Origin of the sequence: Marilutibacter penaei (genome assembly GCF_014145395.1) — a bacterium.
Lineage (GTDB): Bacteria > Pseudomonadota > Gammaproteobacteria > Xanthomonadales > Xanthomonadaceae > Marilutibacter > Marilutibacter penaei.
On record NZ_JACHTE010000001.1, the window covers coordinates 63,773 to 86,097 of the forward strand.

Genomic DNA, 22,325 nt, shown 5'->3' on the forward strand with positions numbered 1-22,325 from the left:
GCGCCTACTCCGCTTCGGGCGCGGGCGCGCCGTTGGCGGCCACTGGCCGGTTGTCGCGGTCAACCGGCGAGACCGCCTGGCCATCGCGCAGGAGGTGCGCGCCTGCGGCGACCACCCAGTCGCCCGGACCCACGCCCTCCAGCACCGGGACCTGCTCGGCGCCGAACGCGGCGGTGCGAACCGGCTGGAGGCGTAGCTTCGAGGTGGAAGGGTCCACCACGTAGACCGCCTGCTCGCCGTCGACCTCGACCAGTGCCGCAAGCGGTACACCCAGCGCGCCAGTGCCGTTGGCCTCCACGTGCACGCGAGCGCTCTGGCCCAGCTCGACCTCGGCGGTATCGGCGTCGACCGCGGCACGCGCGGCATAGGTGCGGGAAGCGGGATCCGCGGCCGGGGCGATCTCGCGGATGCGCCCGGGCCAGCGCTTGCCCGGCAACGACCACAGGGATACTTCGACGGCCATCCCCGGACGCAGGGATTCCACCTGCCCTTCCGGAATCGCGAAGGCGACCTCGCGCGGACCGTCTGCGGCCAGGGTGAACACCGGTTGCCCGGCGGCCACGACCTGGCCGGCCTCGGCTTCGCGTCCGGCGATCACGCCCGCGGCCGGGGCACGCAATTCGGTGTACTCGACCTGGTTGCGCGCGACCTGCAGTTCGGCACGGGCCGCATTGGCCTGTCCCTGCGCGGCAACCGCGGCCGCGTCCTGCGCGTCGATCGCCGAACGGCTGACCAGCTGCTCGTCGGCCAGCTTCGACATCCGGGCCTGGTCGGCGCGCGCGCGGGACAGCTCCGCCTCGGCCGCAGCCAGCTGCGCCTGCGCGGCGCGGGCCCGGGCACCGTAGTCGTCACCGTCCATGACGGCCAGCAACTCGCCCTCGGAGACGCGATCACCCACGTCCACCTTGCGCTCCACCAGGGTCCCGCCGACACGGAAGGACAACGGGCTTTCTTCCCGCGCACGCACATCGCCGACGAAGGTGTCGCTGCCGGTCGTCATCGCCACCGGATGGGTGACCAGTACCGGCCGACGGGCCGCTTCCTCCGGCGCCTCGCCTCCACACGCGGCCAGCATCAGCACGGGCAGGGCGGCAATGGCGAATCGTCTGAATCCCGGATGGCACAGGGGGCGGGGGGACGGCATGGGGGCGCCTCGGCGAATATTAATGAACTGACGGGTACTGTATAAATATAGAACCCGATAGTCTAGTATTACGTCATGTCCTCGCAGCATCCCACTCGCCCCGCAGGCCCGGGCCGCCCCAAGGATCCGGCCAAGCGCGCCGCCATCCTGGAAGCGGCCAAGGGCATGTTCACCCAGCACGGCTTCGCCGGCGCCAGCATGGAGCAGATCGCGGCCGAGGCCGGCGTGTCCAAGCTCACGGTGTACAGCCACTTCGGCGACAAGGAAGGCCTCTTCGCCGCCGCGGTGAAGGCGCATTGCGAGCAGAGCCTGCCGACTTCGCTGTTCGAAATGCGTCCGGACCTGCCCATCCGCACCCGCCTGCTCGAGATCGCCGATGCCTTCTACGCGATGATCACTACGCCCGAGGCGGTCGCCGGCCACCGGATGATGTGCTCGCCGCAGATGGCCGATTCGCCGTTGACCCGGCTGTTCTGGGAAGCGGGGCCGATGCGTGTCCAGGCGGACTTCGCCCAGCTCCTGCGACGGCGCATCGAGGCCGGCGAGCTCGACATCGACGATGTCGACTGCGCCGCCAGCCAGTTCTTCACCCTGCTCAAGGGCGAGCCCCATGCGCAGCTGGTGTTCGGCTGCTGCAAGCCCGGGACACGCAGCCCCGAGGCGCACCTGCGGGCCTCCGTCGACATGTTCCTGCGCGCCTACGGCCGCGCCCCACGGACCTGAATACGCGATGTGTCATGGTGACTTATGGCACTAAATCACCTGGCCTCCCCACGGCATCCTGCGCCTGCGATGGCGCCGCCGTCGCCGCCGCGTGCCGGCCGCTCGATTAGAATGTCCGGCTACCGCGCGAACTGAAGACACGAACATGACGACGATGGATTTTGCCAAGGCACGCGAACTGATGGTGGAGCAGCAGGTCCGCCCCTGGGACGTGCTCGACCCGCGCATCCTCGACGTGATCGGTGCCCTGCCGCGCGAGTCCTTCGTCGCTCCGGCGCACCGCAACCTCGCCTACGCCGACCTCGCGCTGCCGCTGGCGCATGGGGAAACGATGATGAAACCGGTCATGGAAGGCCGGACACTGCAATCCATCGACGTGCAGGCCGGGGAAAGCGTGCTCGAGATCGGCACCGGCAGCGGATATCTCACCGCCTGCCTCAGCCGCCTGGCGCGCGAGGTCATCAGCCTCGAGCGCCACGCCGACCTGGTCGATGGCGCGCGTGCGCGCCTCGTCGAGCAGGGCATCGCCAACGCCAGCATCATCCATGCGGACGCCTTCGGCTGGGACAACAGCCGCCGCTTCGACGCGATCTGCGTCACCGGCGCGGTCGACACCGTGCCGGAACGGTTCCTGGAATGGCTGCAGCCGGGTGGCCGCCTGTTCGCCGTCCGCGGGCGCGCGCCTGCCATGGAAGCGCTGCTGATGCACGCGGGCAGCGGCGACGGTGTCAACGCGGCACGCGTCGAATCGTTGTTCGAGACCGACCTCCCCTACCTTGCCGGTGCGGCCCCCGCGCCTGTTTTCGAGTTCTGAAAGAATCAAAAGGACCCCGCATGATCCGCCGCCCCCTCGTTCTTGCCCTCGCTTTCGCGCTGGTGCCTTCGCTGGCTTCGGCCGAGGACCTGATGCAGACCTACGAGCTGGCCCGTGCCGGCGACCCGCAGTTTTCCGCCGCGGAATCCAGCCGCCTCGTGACCCAGGAGGGACGCGTGCAGGCCCGTGCGGCAATGCTGCCCCAGTTGAACGGGTCGGCGGGCATTTCCCGCAGCCGGAGTGACTCCGACGGCAGCCAGGTGTTCGCCGGACTGCCGCCGACCAACAGCGACACCACCAACGAAGTCACCGCCCGCGACTACGGGATCCAGTTGGACCAGATGGTCTACGACCATTCGCGCATCACGCGCTACCGCAGCGCCAGCGCGCTGAGCACCGCCAGCGATTACCAGCTGGAGTCGGCCGGCGACAACCTGATCACCCGCACTTCGGCGGCGTATTTCACGGTGCTGGTGCAGCTGGAAACGCTGGCGGCGGCGGAGGCCGCGGAAGAGGCCGCGCGCAAGCAGTTCGACTATGCCGAGAAGCGCCTCGAGGTCGGCCTGGCGCCGATCACCGACGTGCACGAAGCGCGCGCACAGTATGAAAGCGCTCGCGCGATCACCATCCAGACCCGCAACGCGGTCGAGGATGCGTACCAGGCCCTGGCGGAGATCACCGGCCAGCCGATCCGCGTCCTGAAGGGCCTTCCGGCCGACTTCCAGCCCACCCTGCCGGACGCGATGGGCGTCGAGGACTGGGTGCAGACGGCGATCGACGCTAACCCTGCCCTGCAGGCCAAGCGCTACCAGCTGGAGTCGGCCGAGGCCGATGTCGGCACCGCGCGCTCGGGCCACTATCCGTCGCTGTATTTCGGTGGGCGTTATGGCGGCACCGAGAACGACGGCACCCAGACGAACAACATCTCGGATGCCATTAACGACTACGAGAACAGCAGCAAGTCGCGCAGCATCGGGCTGACCCTGAGCGTGCCGATCTTCGCTGGCGGCGCGACCCAGTCGGGCGTGCGCCAGGCCCTGGCCCAGCGCGACGTCGTCCAGGATGAGCTAGAACAGCAGCGCCGCGCACTGGAGCGCAACACCCGCAATGCCTACCAGACGGTGGTCGCCGGCATCAGCGAGGTGGAAGCCCGCCGTGCCGCGCTGGTGTCCGCCCAGAGCGCATACGATGCCTCGAACGTCGGGCTGGAAGTCGGCACCCGGACCGTGCTGGACGTCCTGCAAAACCAGCGCACGCTCTTCAGCGCGCAGCAGGCGTATGCGGAGTCGCGCTACAACTTCCTGCAGGCCCGGCTGCTGCTCGAGCAGGCGGCGGGTACCCTGGAAGGCGACGACGTGATGGAAGTGAACCGCATGCTGACGGTGGACATCTCCGCGGCGGACACGAGCGCGGCGCCCTGAGGCATTGCCATCGCAGGGATTGGGAAGGCCGGCCATCGCCGGCCTTTTCTTTGGGCGGCTTTGGGCGGCAGCTGCGCACACCACGAGCCCGGATGGCATTCCCGGGCGCCGGGCCGGTCAGCCGCGCGGGCGCTGGCTGCGCTCCGCGCCGACCGCGGGCGGGACCGGCGGCAGTGCCGGCTGGACCAGGGCGAGGGTCGAGGCCAGCGCGCCCCGGCCCGACTCCACCAGCGCATGGCCGGCCTCGGCCATGGCGTTGCGCGACACCGGGTCCTCCAGCAGGTCGGCGACATGGCGGCCCACCGCATCGGCATCGCTCCCGATGCGCAGTGCCCCCGCTTCCCGGAAGAGCTTCGCGATACCCGCGAAGTTGTGCAGGTGCGGGCCGGTCACGATCGCGGTACCGGCGGCGGCGGGCTCCAGCAGGTTGTGCCCGCCCACCGGCTGCAGGCTGCCGCCCACGAACGCCACGTCGGCCGCCGCATAGAAACGCATCAGTTCCCCCAGCGTATCGACCACGAACACGCTGTCGTCCGCCCGGGGCCACTGCCCACGCGAGCGGGTCCCGACCCGGGCCCCCGACGACCGGGCCAGCTCCGCCACGACGCGGAAACGTTCCGGGTGGCGCGGAGCCCACAACAGCAGCAGCGAGGGGTGGCGCTCGCGCAAGCGACGGTGCATCGCCATCACCGCCGCTTCCTCTTCTTCATGGGTACTCGCGGCGATCCACACCGGCGCGCCGGCGAGGGCCTGGCGGCATTGTCGTGCGAAGGCATCCAGCCCCTCGGGCGTCGGCACGTCGAACTTGAGGTTGCCGGCTTCGACCACCTGTTCGCTCCGGGCGCCGAGGCGCACGAAACGCATGGCGTCGGCCATCGACTGCGCGGCCACGCGGTGGACCGTCCGCAGCGCGCGCGCGACCAGCGGCGCGAGCACACGATAGCCTCGCAGCGACCGTTCGGAGAGTCGTGCATTGAGGATGTACGTGGGAATGTCGCGATCCCGGCACCCGAACAGCAGGTTCGGCCACAGTTCGGTTTCCATGATCAGCGCGACCGCGGGCCGGTAGTGGTCGAGGAACCTGCCCACCGCGCCGGGCAGGTCGTAGGGCAGGTAGACGTGGTCGACCTGTCCGCCCCACAACGCCTGCACCTGGTCCGAACCGGTCGGCGTGATCGTGGTCAGCAGCAGCCGCAGGTCGGGACGGGTACGGCGCAGGGCGTTGACGACCGGCGCCGCGGCATTGACCTCGCCGACCGACACGGCATGGATCCAGACCGTCCGGGCGCCCTGCTCCCGGCTGGCGGCGGCGCCGTGATACACCGCGTAACGCTCCGGCCAGCGCAGGAAGTACGCCTGCTGGCGGAAGCCACGCCAGATCAGGTGGTAGAGGGTGATCGGCACCAGCAGGTAGAGCACGGCCGAATACAGGCCGCGTAGAAGGCGCTCGATGGGGTCGCTCCGCATGCGCACAGGATAGCGAAGGCATCACGCCGCGGGTGGGACGGCCGGAGGAGGCGCCGCTAGAATCGTCCGATGCGCGACGACACGCCACTTCCCCGCCCTCCCATGGGCCCCCGTCATTGGCCGACCTGGCTGGGCCTGGGGGTGATGGTGCTCGCTGCCGCGCTGCCGTGGTCCGTGCAACGCCTGCTCGGGCGCGGAATCGGCGCGCTCGCGTTCGTCCTCGCGGGGGACCGGCGCCGTGCCGCGGCGGCCAACCTGGCGTTGTGCTTCCCCGAAATGCCCGAAGCCGACCGCGCGCGCCTGCTGCGCGAAAGTTTCCGCGACCTCGGCATCGGCTTCCTCGAGTTCGCCCGCGCATGGTGGGGCTCCGCGGCACCGATGCGCCGCACGGTCCGCATCGAAGGCGTGGAACAGGTGGAGGCACTCCGCGCAGGAGGACGCGGGGTGCTGCTGGTATCCGGCCATTTCATGACACTGGAGATCTGCGGCCGGCTGATGTGCGACCGGCTGCCGCTGGCGGGCATGTACCGCCGCTACCGCAGCCCCGTGATGGAATGGGCGGTCCGGCGCGGACGGCAGCGTTACGCGACGGCCATGTTCGCCAACGAGGAGGTCAGGCCGGCGATCCGGCACCTCAAGCAGGGCGGGATCCTCTGGTATGCGCCCGACCAGGACATGCACGGCAAGGACACCGTGTTCGTTCCGTTCTTCGGCGTGCCCGCGGCGACCATCACCGCGACCCACCAGTTCGCGCGGATGAGCGGCTGCGCGGTGGTCCCGTTCTTCCACCGCCGCGAAGGCGCGGACTACGTGCTGAGGCTCGGCGCGCCCCTGGCCGGAGTGCCCTCCCCGGACCCGGTCGCCGACACGGCCTGCGTCAATGCAGCGATCGAGGCGATGGTGCGTGAGGCACCCAGCCAGTACCTGTGGATCCACCGTCGCTTCAAGCGGAGGCCCGAAGGCCAGGCGTCGCCTTACTGAGCATCCGCGCGAGGCAGGGCCCGCTACTCGGCGCCGGCGTCCCGCGCCAGCAGGCTCCCGGCATACAGGGCGGCCAGCAACAGCGTCAATCCGCCCCAGAAGGTCGAATAGAAGGCGAGGTGGGTGTTGAGCGGAAAGACCGTGACCGCCAGGGCCAGCATCGCAGGACGCGCGTGTTCGCGGTCGCGCTCCGGCGCATAGCGCCATGCGCGCCACGCCAGCGCAGCCCCCGCCAGCCACAGCAGCAGGCCGAACCCACCGGTTTCGCTGAGGACCTCGAGCACGATCTGGTGGGCATGGTAGGCAGGGCCCTCGCCCCAGGCGGCGAGCTCGCCCGGATCGGGATCGCACGCCGGGAAGGCCTCGCGGAACCCGCGCGCGCCCACACCGTTGACAGGGTGCTCGCGCGCCATGCACAGGGCGGCGCCCCAGATCCGGGCGCGGCCGGAGAGTGCGGTGTCCACGCCGACTTCGTCGCCGGTCAGCGCGTGGGCGGTGCGTTCGACGCGTTGCGCGACCTGCGGCGACGTCAGGCTCAACACCGCCAACAGCACGGCACCGAAGGCGAACACGCCCAGCAGCTTCTTCCAGCCCAGCAGCCGCCAGCCGGACAGCAGCAGCACCAGGCCATACGTCAGCCACGATGCCCGCGAGCCCGCCAGCAGCACGACCACCCCGACCGCTCCGGCCGCGACCAGCCAGCCGAGGGTCCCGGCCCGTCGCCCGGCGGTATAGAGCGCGAACGGCGACAGGCTGGCGAGCACCAGCCCGAGCTTGAGGTTGCAGGGACCCAGGATGCCGCTGAGCCGGTCGACACCCGCGATGTCCTCGGCGCTGCACATGCCCCGCCCGCTGATCGCGTGCTTGATGCTGTCGATCCCGGCGAACAGCGGGCTGTTGCCCGTGATCGCCTGCACGAGAGCGTCCAGCGTCCACACGGCCACGATCACCGACAGCCCGCCGAAGGTGGTGCGTCGTGCGGGCGTATCGGCCACCGCGGCGGCGGCCAGCCACAGGAACGGCAGGTAGCGCAGGTCGACCGCGGCTTCCTTCAGTGCGCGCGGAACGTCGACGGCATCGAAGGCCGACACCAGTTCCGGCAGCCAGTAGGCGAAGAAGAGGACGCTGGTCAGGGCCCAGGCCTGGCCGCTGAGCAGGCGCGTGCCGCCCCGGAAACGCGAAACGAGCAGCTTGACGATGGCCACCAGCGCACCGAGCACCAGGATCCCTTCGGCATAGCCCGGCGCCGGCCACAGGGCCACGTACAGCAGCACCCAGACCGGGGCCCAACGCCAGGCGGCGGGCGCGGTGGGCGGGGATTCCGGGATGTCAGTCGAGGAGTTCGTCATAGACCGCTAGCGTGGCGTCCTGCATCGCGCGCAGGGTATAGGCGGACATCGTACCGGCAGCCGGCGCGGGGCGCCCACGCTCGCCCGGGGTGAGCAACGCCGCTGCCGCATGCCGCAGCGCCGCCGTGTCGAACGGCGGGACCGCACCGCGTGGCTGGAGTTCGTCGAGCAGTTCGCCGACTCCCCCGTGCGCCCAGCCCACCACCGGCCGTGCACAGGCCAAGGCTTCGATCACCGTGCGTCCGAACGCTTCCGGCTTGCGCGAGAGTTGCAGCACGAGGTCGCTCGCGGCATACGCACGTGCGATGGCGTCGGTCGGGGGCGTGAAGGCCACGCATGGCGCGATGCCCAGCGCCCGGGCCTCGGCCTCAAGCTCGGAAATGTAGCGTTCGCGCCCCGCCTCGCGCGCGCCCGGCAGCCACAGCCGGGCGTCCGTGCCTGCTTCGCGCAGCGCGGCCAGCAGACCCAGCGCATCGGCATGGCCCTTCAACCGGGTGCCGCGGCCCGGCAAGAGCAACAGGGGGCCGTTCCCGCCCAATGCGGGATGCAGGCCCGCCACCCAGGCGCGCGCGGCCGGGTCTGGCCGGGGCGCGGCGGGAAACGCCGCCGGTTCGATGCCGCGCGGTATCACCACCAGCCGCGATGCGTCGGTCGCCGGATAATGCTGCAGCAGATAGCGACGCACCGTCGCGGACACGCAGATGACCCGTTCGCCACGGGCCATGACCTGGCTGTAGCGCGACGGCGAGTTCAGCCCGTGCGCGGTGGTGACGAAACGGGGCCGGCTCGGGGCCGGAAGGCCGCGGAGCGCCATCACCGCCAGCCAGGCTGGCAGACGCGAACGCGCGTGGACGATATCCACCTGCTCGCGCGCGAACAGACGGCGAAGCGCGCCCACCCGCAGCAACGTCAGCGGCGACTTGCGTCCGATATCCAGTTCGATGTGCTCCGCCCCCAATGCCTGCAGGCGCGGCACCAGCCGCCCTCCCGCCGAGGCCACCAGCGCCCGGTGGCCCGCACGGACCAGCGCTTCGGCGACCTCCAGCGTCGAACGTTCCACCCCACCGGATTCAAGCGCGGGCAGGAGCTGGAGGATCGTCGCCCGTTTCATGGGGCAACGCCCGCGGTCAGGGAAGCGCCGGTTGCGAGCGGTGTCCCGACCCCCACCGCGCCCGGGAACCCGCGTGGGCAGAGCGCTGCAGGGCGATACGCGGCCGGCGTGCCGGGCATGTCACCGCCCTTGGACGGACTCACGGCGCGTCGTGCCGCGCGCTGCCCGCCCGGCTTCAACGCGATCAATCCTCGAGGATGAAGTGCGCGCCGCAATAGGGGCACTGCACCTCGTGCTCCGCCTCGATCGGCAGGTAGACGCGCGGGTGCGAGTTCCACAGCGCCATCGACGGCGTCGGGCAACTCAACGGCAGGTCCGCGCGCGTGACGGCATAGCGCTGCTCGGCATTGGCCTGCTGGGGGGTGTGCGAAGGAGCGGCTGCGTTCATGGCGGCGCGGGGAATGGCTGACGCGGGAGTGCGATTCTACCAGCCCCGCAGCACGCGTTACGCGACCCCCACGAGCCCAGGCCTCAGGCCGGGAGGTCGAACAGCAGCACCGTGGCGTTGCCCGAGAGCCGCATCGCGCCCGCTTCGCCGGCCAGGCCAAGGGCATCGCCCGCTTCCATGACGCGCACGGTGTCGGCCACCTCCACGGTCGCCTCGCCGCGGACCACCTGCAGCCAGTAGCGACGGCTGTCCAGCAGGTCGGCGGCAATCGCCTGTCCCGGCTCCAGCCGCGCCTCGGACAGGCGGGCCTGCTGGCGGATCGCGAGGCTGCCGTCCGCACCGTCGGGAGACGCCAGCAGGTGCCAGCGCCCGGTGGCATCGGCGGGCGTGGGCGCCCGCTGCCCATAGGCCGGCGATGCGTTCACGCGGTCCGGCTGCATCCATATCTGCAGGAAGTGCACCGGTTCCGTCGCCGACGCATTGAATTCGCTGTGCTCGACGCCGTGGCCGGCCCCCATCCATTGCAGTTCACCCGGACCGACCACGCCCCCGCCCCCGCTGCTGTCCTGGTGCGACAAGGCGCCCTCGACCACGTAGCTGAGGATCTCCATGTTCGCGTGGCCGTGCGCGGGAAAACCCGCACCCGGGTCAACGCGGTCCTCGTTGATGACCCGCAGCACCCCGAAGCCCATCCAGGCCGGATCGTAGTAATGCCCGAAGGAGAAGGTGTGGCGGCTGTCCAGCCAGCCGGCGTGGACGCGGCCGCGGTCGGCCGAGCGACGTTCGATGATCATGGTCTGCCTGTCCGGGCGCCCCTGCGGGACGCCCGGGATGGTGGGGGTAGCGGCAGATTAACCGCCCGCGGCGGGCTTGGGCACCATGGCCTCGACGGTGATCCGGATCTCGACCTCGTCGCTGACGTTCGGCACGTACTTGCCGACGCCGAACTCGCTGCGCTTGATGACGGTGCGGGCATCGAAGCCGGCAGCGGCGCGCTTGCCCATCGGGTGCTCGCCGAGCTTGTTGATCGTGGTGTCCAGCAGCACCTCCTTCGTCACCCCGTGCACGGTGAGGTCGCCCCACACGCGCAGCTTGCCCTCGCCGGCGGCTTCCACGCGGGTGCTCTTGAAGGTGATCTCCGGGTACTGGGCGGCGTCGAAGAAGTCCGCACTGCGAAGATGGTCGTTGAAATCGGGGACGTGGGCCTCGAGTCCGCTGAGCGGCAGGGTGACCTCGACGCTGGACTGCCCGACGTTGTCCGGGTCATAGGTGACGGAACCGTCGACGTCGCCAAAATGCGCGACCGGGTTGGAGAAGCCGAAGTGGCTCCAGGACGCGATGACGTCGGTGTGGTTGGGGTCGATGTCGTAGGTGACCGGCGCGGCGATGGCGGCGGAACTCGCGAACGCGAGCACGGAGGAAAGTACGAGGCGCTTCAGCATGGTGCGGGACTCCTGGCGTGGGGGCGGTTCAGACGATGCGCGCGGCTTCGTCGAAGGACAGGCGGGGCGAGCGCGGGAACAGTTTCCCGGGATCGCCATGGCCGAGGTTGACGAGGAAGTTCGACTTGATCGCGGTGCCGGCGAAGAACTCGGCATCGACCTTTGCGTTGTCGAAGCCGGACATCGGGCCGCAGTCCAGGCCAACCGCGCGCGCGGCGAGGATCAGGTAGGCGCCCTGCAGACTGCCATTGCGGAACGCCGGCACGTGGCGGGCTTCGCGCGGCCCTTCGAACCAGCTCTTCGCATCCGTATGCGGGAACAGCACCGGCAGCTTTTCGTGGAAGTCCTCGTCGAAACCGACGATCGCGGTGACCGGCGCGGCCATGGTCTTGGCCCGGTTGCCCTCGTCCAGCGCCGGCTCCAGCCGCGCCTTGGCCTCGCGCGACTTCACGAACACGACCCGCATCGGGCACATGTTGGCGCTGGTGGGGCCCCATTTGGCGAGGTCGTACAGCTGGCGCAGGATTTCGTCGCTGACCTCGCCCCCCAGCTCGTTGTGGGTACGGGCCATGCGGAACAACTGGTCGAGCGAAGCGTCGGGCAGAGTGGGCATCGGGGTCTCCATGAGGTGCCGGGTTCGGCCATCGGGGGTCCCGGGTTACGTGGGACGGCTCGCGGCCTGCACGGGCAAGTGTAGAGTCTCGGTTCAGGCCGGCCGTCCACACCGCCGGAACGGATTCATCACATGCGTGCAACAAACCCCGCCCCGCATGCCGATCAATGACACGACATGGACGATGACGGACGGCAATGCCGGCAACCGCCGGCAGGCCTCGGCGCTTGCCGCCGCGCTGGGACGGCACGCACATGACTGGACGCTCGATGCAAAGCCGCCGTGGCGCTGGGCATCGCCGCGGCGCCTGCCCGCCAGTGGCCATGCCTACGGCGCGGATTTCGCGGCGGCCCTGCACCTGCCGCCCGCCTCGCGCCCGGGGCTCGTGATCGGCTGTGGCAGGCAGGCCGCGCTGGCGACGCGGCTGCTGCGCCGGCCGGACACCCGCAGCGTGCAGGTGCTCGCCCCGCGTATCCCGACCCGCCACTGGGACCTGGTGATCGCGCCCGAACACGACGGACTGCGCGGTCCGAACGTACTGACCCTGCTCGGCAGCCTGAATCCGGTCGATGACCTCTGGCTGGCGGCGGGGCGCCGGGACGTTCCCGGCCCGGGCGCCCTGCCGGGACCCCGTACGGCCGTCCTCCTGGGCGGCCCCAGCGCCCATGCCCGCTACGACGAAGCGGACTGGGAAGCCCTGCTGGATCAAATTGCGGAACGGGTCGCCGCCGAAGGCGGCAGCGTGCTTGCCACGACCTCCCGGCGGACGCCTCCGGGGGTCGCGCGGCGGGTCCGCGAACGCCTCGGCTGGCTGCCCGGCCTGGTCTGGAGCGACGAGGGCGACGGTCCCAATCCGTACGCGGGCGTGCTGGGCTGGGCCGACCGTATCGTCTGCACGGCGGACTCCGTCAATATGGTGTCCGAGGCGGCCGCCACGCCTGCACCGGTATTCATCGCCGGGCTCGAAGGACTGTCGGGGCGTCCGCGCCAGTTCGTCGAAAGCCTGCTGGGCCGGGATCGCGTGCGTCCCCTCGATGCCCACCTGCATCCCTTTTCCGTCACCCCCCTGCGCGAGACCGCACGGGTCGCCGCGGAGGTGGCAGCGCGCCTGGACCTGTAGGCGAACGGATCCAGGCAGCGCCTGCAGCGTGCCCACCGATCCACCGCCCGCCTTCCGTCACCCACGCAGAAGTCAGCGCAGGTGCCGCCGCTACGGTTGATCGCTCAGGCGACAGGCCCGGAAGCGAAATCCAGCCCCTGGGCCCGCACCGCCGAACCGATGGCGGCACGGGCCTCGGCGATCTGCGGATCCAGCGGGGCGCGCCGCGGACGCCGGTCGAGGGTGCAGCCCAGGCCCACCGCCAGCAGGTGCGCATGCGCGCGCTGCAATGCGTCGGCGCCCGTCGCGTCCAGGATGCCGGCGCGGCGCAAGGCGAGCAGGAGCCCCGGCGTGTCGCGCGGGCCCGTCAAGCCCGGTACCGACGTCGCATCACGCAGCACCACGTACTGAAGCAGGAACTCCAGGTCGACCAGACCGCCCTCGCCCTGCTTGAGGTCGAACATCGCCGCATCGCTGCGGTCCAGCTCGACCCGCATGCGGCCGCGCATCTTCTCCACGTCCGCCACCAGCGTCGCGGCATCGCGCGGACGCGCCAGCGTTGCCTCCCGCACCGCCTCCAGCGCTTCGCGCAGTGATGCATCCCCCGCCACCGGCCGCGCCCGCACCAGCGCCTGGTGCTCCCAGGTCCAGGCGCGGTCACGCTGGTACTCCGAGTAGCTCGCCAGGCTGGAGACCAGAAGGCCCTGGGCACCGTCGGGCCGCAGCCGCACGTCAACCTCGTACAGGCGCCCGGCCGCGGTCACCGCATCGAGCAGGGCCACCACTTTCTGCGCAAGCCGACCGAACCAGCGCGAGGCTTCAAGCGGCCGCGCCCCGCTGGACGGGGCCTCGGGCTCCGCGTCGTAGATGAAGACCAGGTCGAGGTCGGAACCGAAGCCGAGCTCGGCCCCTCCCAGGCTGCCGTAGCCCATGACCGCGAACCGCGCACCCGGCACGATGCCGTGCGCGCGGGCGACCTCGGCCTGGGCGACCGCAAGCACCCGCGCGACCACCGCGTCGGCCAGCCAGGCGAGCTGGCGCGCAGTGGCCTCGGCGTCCTGCCGTCCGTCGCGGAACGCCATGGCGATGCGGAAACTCAACGCCTGCCGCACCTCGTTGAGCGCCAGCAGGACGGCTTCGGCGTCATCGCCTCCCGCCACGTCGGCGCAGGCCGCGACGAGTTCATCGCGCGTCGGCAACGGGCCCGACACGCGCGCGTCGAGCAGTTCATCCAGCAGGAGCGGGTGCAGGGCCAGCCGTTCGGCCAGCAGCGCGCTCTGCGAGACCACTTCGACCATCCGCGCCAGCGCCGCGGGCTGCTCGTCCAGCAGGGCCAGGTAGGCACTGCGCCGCAGGATGTTGTGCAGCATGGTCAGCAGGCGGCGCAATGCCAGCATGGGGTGCAGGGCGTCGGCAGCGCCATCCAGCAGGCGAGGCAGCACCCGGTCGAGCCGGGCCCGTGCGCCGTCCGAAAGGCCGGCGACGCCGGGACTGCGCGCGAAGTCACGCAGCAGGGCATCGGCCGACTCGACCTCATGGAAACCCGCACTGGCCAGTACCCCCGCATCACCCGCCTGCGGAAGGGCCCGCCAGTAGCCGGCCAGCGCATCCGGTGCGACGGGCGCGTGGCGCGGGGCCAGGAGCGCGTCGAATTCGGTGCTGACCGCGGCACGGTGCAGGTCGAGGTCCGCGAGCAATGCGTCCCATCCGGGATACTCGAGCCCCGCGGCCAGGCGCGCCTGGGCCTGCGGATCCCCGGGCAACGCATGCACCTGCGCGTCGTCGCGCATCTGCAGGCGGTTCTCCAGGCGGCGCAGGAACCGGTATGCCGCCGACAGGGCCCCGGCCGCCCCCGGCTCGACCTGGTGGGCATCGACCAGGGCCTGCAGGCCCGGCAACAGCGCGCGCCCACGCAGGTCCGGTTCGCGACCGCCGCGGATCAGCTGGAGCGCCTGTACCAGGAACTCGATCTCACGGATCCCACCGGGCCCCCGCTTGATGTCGTCCGCAAGCTCCTTGCGGGCAACCTCGGCCGCGATGGCTGCCTTCATCGTGCGCAGGCCATCCAGTGCGCCGAAATCCAGATAGCGGCGGTAGATGAAAGGGCGCAGCGCCACCAGGAAGTGCTCGCCGGCCTCGATGTCCCCCGCCACCGGTCTTGCCTTCTGCCACGCATAGCGCTCCCAGTCACGGCCTTCGTGCTGGAAGTACTGTTCCATCGCCGCGAACGACCACGCGACGCGGCCGGCGCTGCCGTAGGGCCGCAGGCGCAGGTCCACGCGGTGGCAGAAGCCGTCCGCGGTCACCTCGTCGAGCAGCTTCGCAAGCTGTTGGCCCAGCCGCGCGAAGTAGACATCGGGGGCGAGCGGCCGCGCGCCGTCGCTGGCGTCGGGATCGGGCACGCCGTCGAGGTCGTAGCCGTACACCAGGTCGACATCGGAACTGAAGTTCAGCTCACCGCCCCCCAGTTTCCCAAGGCCGAACACCACCAGCCGCCTGACCTTGCCATCGGCGTCCCGGAACACCCCGTGGCGCTTCGCGAAGTCCGCCTCGAGGGCATCCAGCGCCGCGACCAGGCAGGCCTCGGCCAGCCGGGTGCTGCCGGCAAGGGTCGCATCGACGTCGTCCAGCCCGAGCACGTCGCGCCAGACCAGCCGGGTCGATTCCGCGGCACGGTGGCGGCGCAGCAACCCCGCCCACGCCTGCGGCGCGTCCGGCGCCAATGTCGGCACCGGCCGGGCCGGCGCATCGGGATCGGCAGACAGATCCGCAAGCAGGTCCGGCTGGCGCAGGCATGTGTCGATCGCGAAATCGCTGGCCAGCGCGACCTGGCGCAGCCGTGCCCCGTTCACGGGATCGTCCACCAGCGCCGCTACGTCGGGCGACAGCGCGCGCAGGCGCTGCAGGCTGCGGGCCACGCCGTCGTCGGGATCAGGGGTTGCAGGCTCCATGACCGGATGATGGCACGCTGCGTCCGATGGGTAGCCGGCCGCCCGACCAGGTGGCCCCAATCTCTGACCGTCACAGCGTGGGCCGGGTCAGGACCATGAATGCGCAATGCGGTCGACGAGATGCGTTGAAGCACGCATTAAAAAAGCCCGCCCCGGTCGAACCGGTTGCGGGCTTGCTCCCTCCCCCACGTCGGGATGCAGGTCGATCGTGAAGGAAGCGTTAGCGGCTTGCACGCTGCGCTGCACAAAACCGCCCGGAGTCCAGCTGAACCGACAATGAGTCGTGCCGACGGTCACGAAAAACCCCGCCTCGCGGCGGGGTTTTCGTTGCAACGTGTCGCGGGATGCGACGGCCGGGCTTAGAAGCCCATGCCGCCCATGCCACCCATGCCACCCATGTCGCCACCGCCCATGGCCGGCTCTTCCTTCTTCGGAAGCTCGGCGACCATCGCCTCGGTGGTGATCATCAGGCCGGCGATCGACGCGGCGTTCTGCAGCGCGGTGCGGGTCACCTTGGTCGGGTCCAGGATGCCCAGCTCGAGCATGTCGCCGAACTCGCCGGTGGCGGCGTTGTAGCCGAAGCTGCCCTTGCCTTCCTTCACCTTGTTGACGATGACCGACGGCTCTTCACCGGCGTTGGTGACGATCTCGCGCAGCGGCGCTTCCATCGCACGCAGGGCGATGGCGATGCCGTGGTTCTGGTCTTCGTTGGCACCGGTCAGCTCGCCGACGGCGGCCAGCGCACGGATCAGGGCGACGCCGCCGCCCGGGACGATGCCCTCTTCCACGGCCGCGCGGGTCGCGTGCAGGGCGTCCTCGACGCGCGCCTTCTTCTCCTTCATCTCGATCTCGGTCGAAGCGCCGACCTTGATCACCGCCACGCCGCCGGCCAGCTTGGCCACGCGCTCCTGCAGCTTCTCGCGGTCGTAGTCCGAGGAGGTCTCCTCGATCTGCGCCTTGATCTGCTTGATGCGGCCCTCGATGCCGCCGGTGTCGCCGGCGCCGTCGATGATCGTGGTGTTCTCCTTCGAGACCTGCACCTTCTTGGCGCGGCCCAGGTCATCGATGGTCGCCTTGTCCAGCTGCAGGCCGACTTCCTCGGAGATCACGGTGCCGCCGGTCAGGATCGCCATGTCCTCCAGCATCGCCTTGCGGCGGTCGCCGAAGCCCGGGGCCTTGACCGCGCAGACCTTCACGATGCCACGGATGTTGTTCACGACCAGGGTCGCCAGGGCCTCGCCCTCGATGTCCTCGGCGATGATCAGCAGCGGCTTGCCGGCCTTGGCCACGCCCTCGAGGACGGGCAGCAGGTCGCGCACGTTGGAGATCTTCTTGTCGTGCAGCAGGATGTACGGATCGTCCAGCTCGGCCTGCATCGACTGCTGGTTGTTGATGAAGTACGGCGACAGGTAGCCGCGGTCGAACTGCATGCCCTCGACGACGTCGAGCTCGTTCTCCAGGCCCGAACCGTCCTCGACGGTGATCACGCCTTCCTTGCCGACCTTGTCCATCGCCTGCGCGATCAGGTCACCGATGTTGGTGTCGCTGTTCGCGGAGATGGCGCCGACCTGGGCGATCTCCTTGCTGGTGGACGACGGCTTGCTCAGGCCCTTCAGCTCTTCGACGGCGGCCGCGACGGCCTTGTCGATGCCGCGCTTCAGGTCCATCGGGTTCATGCCGGCGGCGACCGCCTTCATGCCCTCGCGGATGAAGGCCTGGGCCAGCACGGTCGCGGTGGTGGTGCCGTCACCGGCGTTGTCGGAGGTCTTGGAAGCGACTTCCTTGACCATCTGCGCGCCCATGTTCTCGAACTTGTCGGCCAGCTCGATCTCCTTGGCGACGGACACGCCGTCCTTGGTGATCGTCGGGGCGCCAAAGCTCTTGTCGAGCACGACGTTGCGGCCCTTCGGGCCCAGGGTGGCCTTGACGGCATTGGCCAGGGTGTTGACGCCACGCACCATCTTGGAGCGTGCGTCCTCGCCGAAACGGATTTCCTTCGCGGACATTGCGGTTACCTCAAAAAGAAGTCTGGAATGGGGGAGTCAGGGGAAAGGGCGACCGCGCGCTCAGCCGAGCGTCGCGAAGATGTCGTCTTCCTTCACCACCAGGTACTCGACGCCGTCGAGCTTCACCTCGGTGCCGCTGTACTTGCCGAACAGGACCTTGTCGCCGACCTTGACCTTCGGCGCGCGCACGTTGCCGTTGTCCAGCGTCTTGCCCTCGCCCACGGCGACCACTTCACCGCGGATCGGCTTCTCGGTGGCCGAGTCCGGGATGACGATGCCGCCGGCGGACATCTTCTCTTCTTCCATGCGCTTGATGACCACGCGGTCGTAGAGCGGCTTGATGTTCATTTGAACCTCACGCAAGTAATTGAATGGGATGGCAAATATTGGCTTTTCTGGCAGTTGCCCCGGGCGAGTGCCAAGCCCGGGACGACAGCGCCCGGCACGCCGGGATGCCCACCAGATGGGGGAGGGCCCGGGGCTTTCAAGGGGCCGGCGCGGAAATTTTTGTGGGCTCGACGAGGCCGGCCCGGATAAAGAAAGGGCGCGTCCCCGAAGTGACGCGCCCTTTCATGGTGCAGAGATGGCCGGTCCCTAGCATGCGCGTCCTGCGCCACTCTCCAACCTGACATCAGTGTCTGATGCCGGCCGTCCGTGTCGGCCTGGAGCAATGTTGCGCGCCCAGCGTCACCTTTTCCAGTGCCAGACGCGTGCCCGCCAGCGACTACCGGTAGCGGCCACCCCCTTCCGGAACGGTCAAAGCCTGTAGAATTCACGATCCGTGCACATCCTAGCTACCATTGGTAGGCAGATGATTGTTATTATTGGTCGCCAGGTGAGCAATGCTGGCATGTGACGCGCCTGCGGCGACTTCGCTGCCCCCGCCTGCCCGCGGGCGCACCTCCCCGTACCACGCAGACCCACCGCATCAGGAGACCGGCATGACACCGCAACAACGCATCCGGCTTGCGCGCCGCAATGCCGGGCTCTCACAGGCCGGGCTGGCCCAGATGGTCGGTGTGCAACGCAGTGCCGTCAGCCACTGGGAAGGCACCCAGGCCAAATCGCCCAGTGCCTCCCACCTGCGCGCCATCGCGCTGGCCACCTCGGTGCAGTTCGAGTGGCTGGCCACCGGCCGCGGGCGGATGCCACTGTCGGAGGACATCGCAATGGACTCCGTGGCCGCGGTTGACGCGGTACTGGTCGAAGACCCGCTCGAACTGCGCCTGCTGGCGGCGTTCCGGGAGTCGCCCGCCCTCGCACGCGCGCCGCTGGTGGAGGTGGTCGAGCAGCTTGCCCTGCACCGGACCGGGCGCGGCCGGCCCGCCGAATCCGGCAAGGGGGCCCGCGCGGGCGGCGGCTGAAAGCCGCCTACAATGCGCGGATGAGTGAGAGTCCGAGCCCGGTCGCCCTGCTGGTCTATTGCAGCTGTCCCCCGGACAGCGCCGACGCCCTGGCCACCGCGCTGGTCCACGAGCGCCTGGCCGCCTGCGTCAGTGCGATGCCCAGGGTCCGCTCCACCTACCGCTGGAACGGCCATGTCGAGCAGGACGAGGAATGCCTGCTGCTGATCAAGACCCACCCCGACCGCCTTGAAGCCCTGGTCCAACGCGCCCGGGAGCTGCATCCGTATGAACTCCCCGAACTCGTCGCGGTCGAAATCCGCGGTGGCCTCGACCCCTACCTGCACTGGGTGGCCGAACAGACCCGCATCGATGATTGAATCCCGCCGGACCGCACCCCGCCACCCGGGCCTTGCGTTGATTGCACTGCTGGGCGCCGCGCTGGCGCTCGCCGGGCCCTGGACAGGGGCCCACGCCGCGGTGAACCCCGACGACCTGCTGCCGGTCGACGAGGCCTATGTGCTCAGCGCGCGGGCCGATGGGGCGGACCGCATCCGGATCGACTGGAAGATCGCCGAGGGCTACTACCTCTATCGCCACCGCACCTCGGTCGAAGCCAGCCCCGCGTTTGGCCAGGGCGCGCTGCGGTTGCCACCGGGCAAGGCCTACACCGATGAGTTCTTCGGCGACGTCGAGACCTACCGCCAGCACCTGACCGCGATCCTGCCGGGGCGAGCCGGCGTGGGGACCGTGACCCTGAAGGTCAAGTACCAGGGCTGCGCCGACCTCGGCATCTGCTATCCGCCGCAGACACGCGAACTGAGCGTGACCCTGCCGGCGGCAGCCGACGCTTCAATGCCTGCGCCCACCCCCAATCCCGGCGGCCTGCGGCTGCCGGGCAGCGCCGCCGGCAGCTCCAACGTGGCCCCGGCCGGCAACCCCCTCCTGCCAGCGACGACCGCATCCGGACTGCCCCGCCCGCTGCCCGCCGAGCAGGCGTTTGGCGTGACAGCCACTGTCCAGGATGCGCGCCACGTGCGTGTCCAGTTCGATGTCGCCCCCGGTTATTACCTCTATCGCGACAAGACCGCGTTCGCCATCGAGGCCGAGGGCATGCAGACGGGGCGCGCGGAATGGCCGGAAGCACGCCCGTATCACGACGAACACTTCGGCACCGTCAGCGTGTTCTTCGACCCGGTCGCGGCGCGCGTTCCCTTGCGGCGCGAGGCAGGGGCGGCCACCGCCGCGACCCTCACCGTGGAATTCCAGGGCTGCCAGGACGGCGGCATCTGCTACCCGCTGATGACGCGTCAGCTTGGGCTGTCGCTGCCGGCCGCCGAACCGCTGCCCGCGTCGTCCGCGACGCCCCCGCCGGCCAAAGCGGGCGACGATGCAACGCCCCCCCCGTCGCCGGACGAATCCACGGATCCGGAGGCACCGCCTGCCGATGCCCGGAACCCGGACGTTGACGCTGACGCAGGGGTCGATGCCACCGGCGATGCCGCCAGCAGCACCCCGACGCCCCGGCCCGTCGCCTCGCCCCTTCCCGCCGGCGCCTCCGCGGACAGCGTGCCCGCCAGGCATACCCGCCTGAACCTCGCGACGGCCCTCCTGTTGGCACTGGGGGGCGGCCTGATCCTCAACCTGATGCCCTGCGTGCTGCCAGTCCTGTCGCTGAAGGCGCTGTCCCTGGCCAGCACCGCCGGCAGTCCGGGCACCACGCGGCGCAGCGCCTTGTGGTACACGACCGGCGTCGTGATCAGTTTCGCCGCCCTCGGCGCGCTCGCCCTGGCACTGCGCGAGGCCGGCCTGGCGCTGGGCTGGGGATTCCAGCTGCAGCAACCGCTGGTCGTCGCCGCGCTCGGCCTGCTGATGTTCGGACTGGGCCTGAGCCTGTCCGGGGTCTGGCACGTCGGCGGCGCCTGGACCGGCGTGGGCCACGGTCTCACCACCCGGCAGGGGCCCGTGGGTGACTTTTTCACCGGGGTCCTCGCCGTGGTGGTCGCCACGCCGTGCACCGCGCCGTTCATGGGGGCCGCGCTTGCCTGGGCCTTCACGGCCGAGACGCTCACCGCCCTGCTCGTGTTCGTCGCACTCGGACTCGGCCTCGCCCTGCCCTTCCTCCTGATCGGCTTCGTGCCGGCGTTGGCGCGGCGCCTGCCGCGACCCGGGGCATGGATGGAGACGCTCAAGCAACTGCTGGCGTTTCCGCTCTACCTGACCGCCGCATGGCTGGTCTGGGTGCTGGCGAAGCAACGCGGCGCCGATGCCGTGGGCCTGTGGCTGGTCGCCGCCACGCTGGCCGCGTTCGCGGCCTGGGCCTGGAGCCGGCACCGCTCGGGCGGCCGCGCCTGGGGCCTGGTGGCGGCCGGCCTCGCCCTGTTCGCCCTGGCCTGGCCGCTCGCCCGCATCCACGCCCTGCCCCGCCCCGATCGCACGCCGGGCATGGACACGGGCACGCACCAGGCCCTCGCCGCGGTGGCCTATTCGGAGCAGCGTCTCGCCGACCTGCGCGCCGCCGGCCGGCCGGTGTTCGTCAACATGACGGCCGACTGGTGCGTGACCTGCAAGGCCAACGAGAAAGCGGTGTTCGCCGGGGACGGCTTCCGGGACGCACTGGATGCCGCGGACGCGGTCTACATGGTCGGCGACTGGACCGACGTCGATCCCGGGATCACCGCTTTCCTGCAGCGCTACGAAGCCGTGGGCGTGCCCTTGTACGTGGTGTTCCCCGCGAACGGAGGCGAGGGCCGGGTGCTGCCGACGGTGCTCACGCCCGACATCGCCCGCGAGGCGCTCGAGGACGCGGCGCGATGAAGGTCCGCCACGTCCTCGCCGTCGCACTGGGCGGTGCGGTGCTGGGCGCCGGGGTCGGGTTGTGGCTGGGCGGCCCGGGGCCGCTGCTGCGGACGGACCTGGGGCAGCGTGCGCTGCAGGGCGCGCTCTCGGCTTCGGCACCGCCGGCGCCAGAGGGCCTGGTCATCGCGGAACAGGGTGAGCGGATTCCTTCGATCCGGCTGCCCGACCTCGACGGGACACCGGTGGCCCTGCCGGATGACCTGGCGGGCCGTCCCACCCTCATCAACTTCTGGGCGAGCTGGTGCGGCCCCTGCATCGAAGAGATGCCGGAGCTCAACCGGTACGCGACCGCGCAGGGCGACGCCGGCACCCGCGTGCTCGGGATTGCACTGGACGACGCCGAAGCGGTGCGTACCTTCCTTGAGCGCGTGCCCATCGACTACCCCACGCTGCTCGACCAGGCGGGACCGCGCGACAGCAGCGTCCAGCTCGGCAACCCGCGGGGCGTGCTCCCCTACTCGGTACTGGTCTCGGCCGACGGACGGCTGCTGAAGCAGAAAGTGGGGCCGTTCCAAGCCGGCGAAATCGAGGACTGGGCGGATTGACCCCCGCTGCCAAGGGGCCGGGTGCCATCTCCCGCCCGCTTCGACAAATTCAAACGTTCGCTTAAAACA

The 22,325-nt window shown here is 70.3% G+C and carries 20 protein-coding genes; 9 read left to right on the top strand and 11 right to left on the bottom strand.

Annotated features, from left to right (window positions below; all coding sequences use genetic code 11):
* Positions 1–4 precede the first annotated feature (4 nt).
* The gene (locus tag H4F99_RS00245) at positions 5–1,075 is read right to left on the bottom strand and encodes an efflux RND transporter periplasmic adaptor subunit (protein ID WP_182668107.1); all 1,071 of its coding nucleotides are present in this window, start codon (positions 1,073–1,075) and stop codon (positions 5–7) included.
* A gap of 144 nt (positions 1,076–1,219) precedes the next feature.
* Between H4F99_RS00245 and H4F99_RS00250 the strand changes: the two genes are divergently transcribed.
* The 3 genes from H4F99_RS00250 (at position 1,220) to H4F99_RS00260 (ending at position 4,102) form a co-directional block, all read left to right on the top strand.
* Positions 1,220–1,867, top strand: coding sequence for a TetR/AcrR family transcriptional regulator (locus H4F99_RS00250; RefSeq protein ID WP_182667710.1), 648 nt, complete (start codon positions 1,220–1,222; stop codon positions 1,865–1,867).
* A gap of 145 nt (positions 1,868–2,012) precedes the next feature.
* A complete protein-coding gene (locus H4F99_RS00255) occupies positions 2,013–2,681 on the top strand; it encodes a protein-L-isoaspartate O-methyltransferase family protein (RefSeq protein WP_182667711.1) in 669 nt (222 codons plus the stop codon).
* A gap of 20 nt (positions 2,682–2,701) precedes the next feature.
* Positions 2,702–4,102 carry a TolC family outer membrane protein gene (locus H4F99_RS00260; protein WP_182667712.1) on the top strand — a complete coding sequence of 467 codons (1,401 nt, stop codon included), beginning with the start codon at positions 2,702–2,704 and terminating at the stop codon, positions 4,100–4,102.
* Between the two features lie 117 nt (positions 4,103–4,219).
* Here H4F99_RS00260 and waaA read toward each other — a convergent pair whose 3' ends face one another.
* Positions 4,220–5,569: a lipid IV(A) 3-deoxy-D-manno-octulosonic acid transferase gene (gene waaA / locus H4F99_RS00265; protein WP_182667713.1), complete on the bottom strand. Its 1,350-nt coding sequence runs from the start codon at positions 5,567–5,569 to the stop codon at positions 4,220–4,222.
* Positions 5,570–5,638: 69 nt separating this feature from the next.
* Here waaA and lpxL point away from each other — a divergent pair, with 69 nt between their 5' ends.
* Positions 5,639–6,550 carry an LpxL/LpxP family Kdo(2)-lipid IV(A) lauroyl/palmitoleoyl acyltransferase gene (lpxL, locus tag H4F99_RS00270; protein ID WP_182667714.1) on the top strand — a complete coding sequence of 304 codons (912 nt, stop codon included), beginning with the start codon at positions 5,639–5,641 and terminating at the stop codon, positions 6,548–6,550.
* Between the two features lie 23 nt (positions 6,551–6,573).
* Here the strand turns inward: lpxL and H4F99_RS00275 are convergent, their stop codons facing one another.
* The 6 genes from H4F99_RS00275 to H4F99_RS00300 all read right to left on the bottom strand — a co-directional run bounded on the left by H4F99_RS00275 (position 6,574) and on the right by H4F99_RS00300 (position 11,453).
* Positions 6,574–7,899, bottom strand: coding sequence for an O-antigen ligase family protein (locus tag H4F99_RS00275; protein WP_182667715.1), 1,326 nt, complete (start codon positions 7,897–7,899; stop codon positions 6,574–6,576).
* Positions 7,880–9,010, bottom strand: coding sequence for a glycosyltransferase (locus H4F99_RS00280; RefSeq protein WP_182667716.1), 1,131 nt, complete (start codon positions 9,008–9,010; stop codon positions 7,880–7,882). Before H4F99_RS00280 ends, H4F99_RS00275 begins: the two co-directional genes overlap by 20 nt.
* A gap of 184 nt (positions 9,011–9,194) precedes the next feature.
* Positions 9,195–9,398: a zinc-finger domain-containing protein gene (locus H4F99_RS00285; protein ID WP_182667717.1), complete on the bottom strand. Its 204-nt coding sequence runs from the start codon at positions 9,396–9,398 to the stop codon at positions 9,195–9,197.
* Between the two features lie 83 nt (positions 9,399–9,481).
* Positions 9,482–10,192 carry a pirin family protein gene (locus H4F99_RS00290; RefSeq protein WP_182667718.1) on the bottom strand — a complete coding sequence of 237 codons (711 nt, stop codon included), beginning with the start codon at positions 10,190–10,192 and terminating at the stop codon, positions 9,482–9,484.
* A gap of 57 nt (positions 10,193–10,249) precedes the next feature.
* Positions 10,250–10,837, bottom strand: coding sequence for a YceI family protein (locus tag H4F99_RS00295; RefSeq protein WP_246371184.1), 588 nt, complete (start codon positions 10,835–10,837; stop codon positions 10,250–10,252).
* A gap of 31 nt (positions 10,838–10,868) precedes the next feature.
* Positions 10,869–11,453: a malonic semialdehyde reductase gene (locus tag H4F99_RS00300; RefSeq protein ID WP_182667720.1), complete on the bottom strand. Its 585-nt coding sequence runs from the start codon at positions 11,451–11,453 to the stop codon at positions 10,869–10,871.
* 157 nt (positions 11,454–11,610) lie between these two features.
* Between H4F99_RS00300 and H4F99_RS00305 the strand changes: the two genes are divergently transcribed.
* Positions 11,611–12,573 (top strand): mitochondrial fission ELM1 family protein, encoded by a 963-nt coding sequence (locus tag H4F99_RS00305; RefSeq protein WP_182667721.1) that lies wholly within the window; start codon positions 11,611–11,613, stop codon positions 12,571–12,573.
* A gap of 104 nt (positions 12,574–12,677) precedes the next feature.
* On the opposite strand, the gene glnE is transcribed toward H4F99_RS00305, so the two are convergent.
* The 3 genes from glnE to groES all read right to left on the bottom strand — a co-directional run bounded on the left by glnE (position 12,678) and on the right by groES (position 17,857).
* Positions 12,678–15,503: a bifunctional [glutamate--ammonia ligase]-adenylyl-L-tyrosine phosphorylase/[glutamate--ammonia-ligase] adenylyltransferase gene (gene glnE, locus H4F99_RS00310; RefSeq protein ID WP_182667722.1), complete on the bottom strand. Its 2,826-nt coding sequence runs from the start codon at positions 15,501–15,503 to the stop codon at positions 12,678–12,680.
* Between the two features lie 359 nt (positions 15,504–15,862).
* Positions 15,863–17,509, bottom strand: a complete 1,647-nt coding sequence (groL, locus tag H4F99_RS00315; protein WP_182667723.1) for a chaperonin GroEL — start codon at positions 17,507–17,509, stop codon at positions 15,863–15,865.
* A gap of 60 nt (positions 17,510–17,569) precedes the next feature.
* Complete coding sequence (gene groES / locus H4F99_RS00320; RefSeq protein ID WP_182667724.1) at positions 17,570–17,857, bottom strand: co-chaperone GroES; 288 nt, start codon at positions 17,855–17,857, stop codon at positions 17,570–17,572.
* Positions 17,858–18,450: 593 nt separating this feature from the next.
* On the opposite strand from groES, the gene H4F99_RS00325 reads away from it, so the two are divergent.
* The 4 genes from H4F99_RS00325 to H4F99_RS00340 are packed head-to-tail and all read left to right on the top strand — an operon-like array spanning position 18,451 to position 22,256.
* Positions 18,451–18,873: a helix-turn-helix transcriptional regulator gene (locus H4F99_RS00325; RefSeq protein ID WP_182667725.1), complete on the top strand. Its 423-nt coding sequence runs from the start codon at positions 18,451–18,453 to the stop codon at positions 18,871–18,873.
* A 20-nt stretch (positions 18,874–18,893) separates the two neighbouring features.
* Complete coding sequence (cutA, locus tag H4F99_RS00330) at positions 18,894–19,232, top strand: divalent-cation tolerance protein CutA (protein ID WP_182667726.1); 339 nt, start codon at positions 18,894–18,896, stop codon at positions 19,230–19,232.
* Positions 19,225–21,669, top strand: coding sequence for a protein-disulfide reductase DsbD domain-containing protein (locus H4F99_RS00335; RefSeq protein WP_182667727.1), 2,445 nt, complete (start codon positions 19,225–19,227; stop codon positions 21,667–21,669). The genes cutA and H4F99_RS00335 overlap by 8 nt, the downstream gene beginning before the upstream one ends.
* A complete protein-coding gene (locus tag H4F99_RS00340; RefSeq protein ID WP_220480974.1) occupies positions 21,666–22,256 on the top strand; it encodes a TlpA family protein disulfide reductase in 591 nt (196 codons plus the stop codon). The genes H4F99_RS00335 and H4F99_RS00340 overlap by 4 nt, the downstream gene beginning before the upstream one ends.
* The last annotated feature ends 69 nt before the right edge of the window (positions 22,257–22,325 follow it).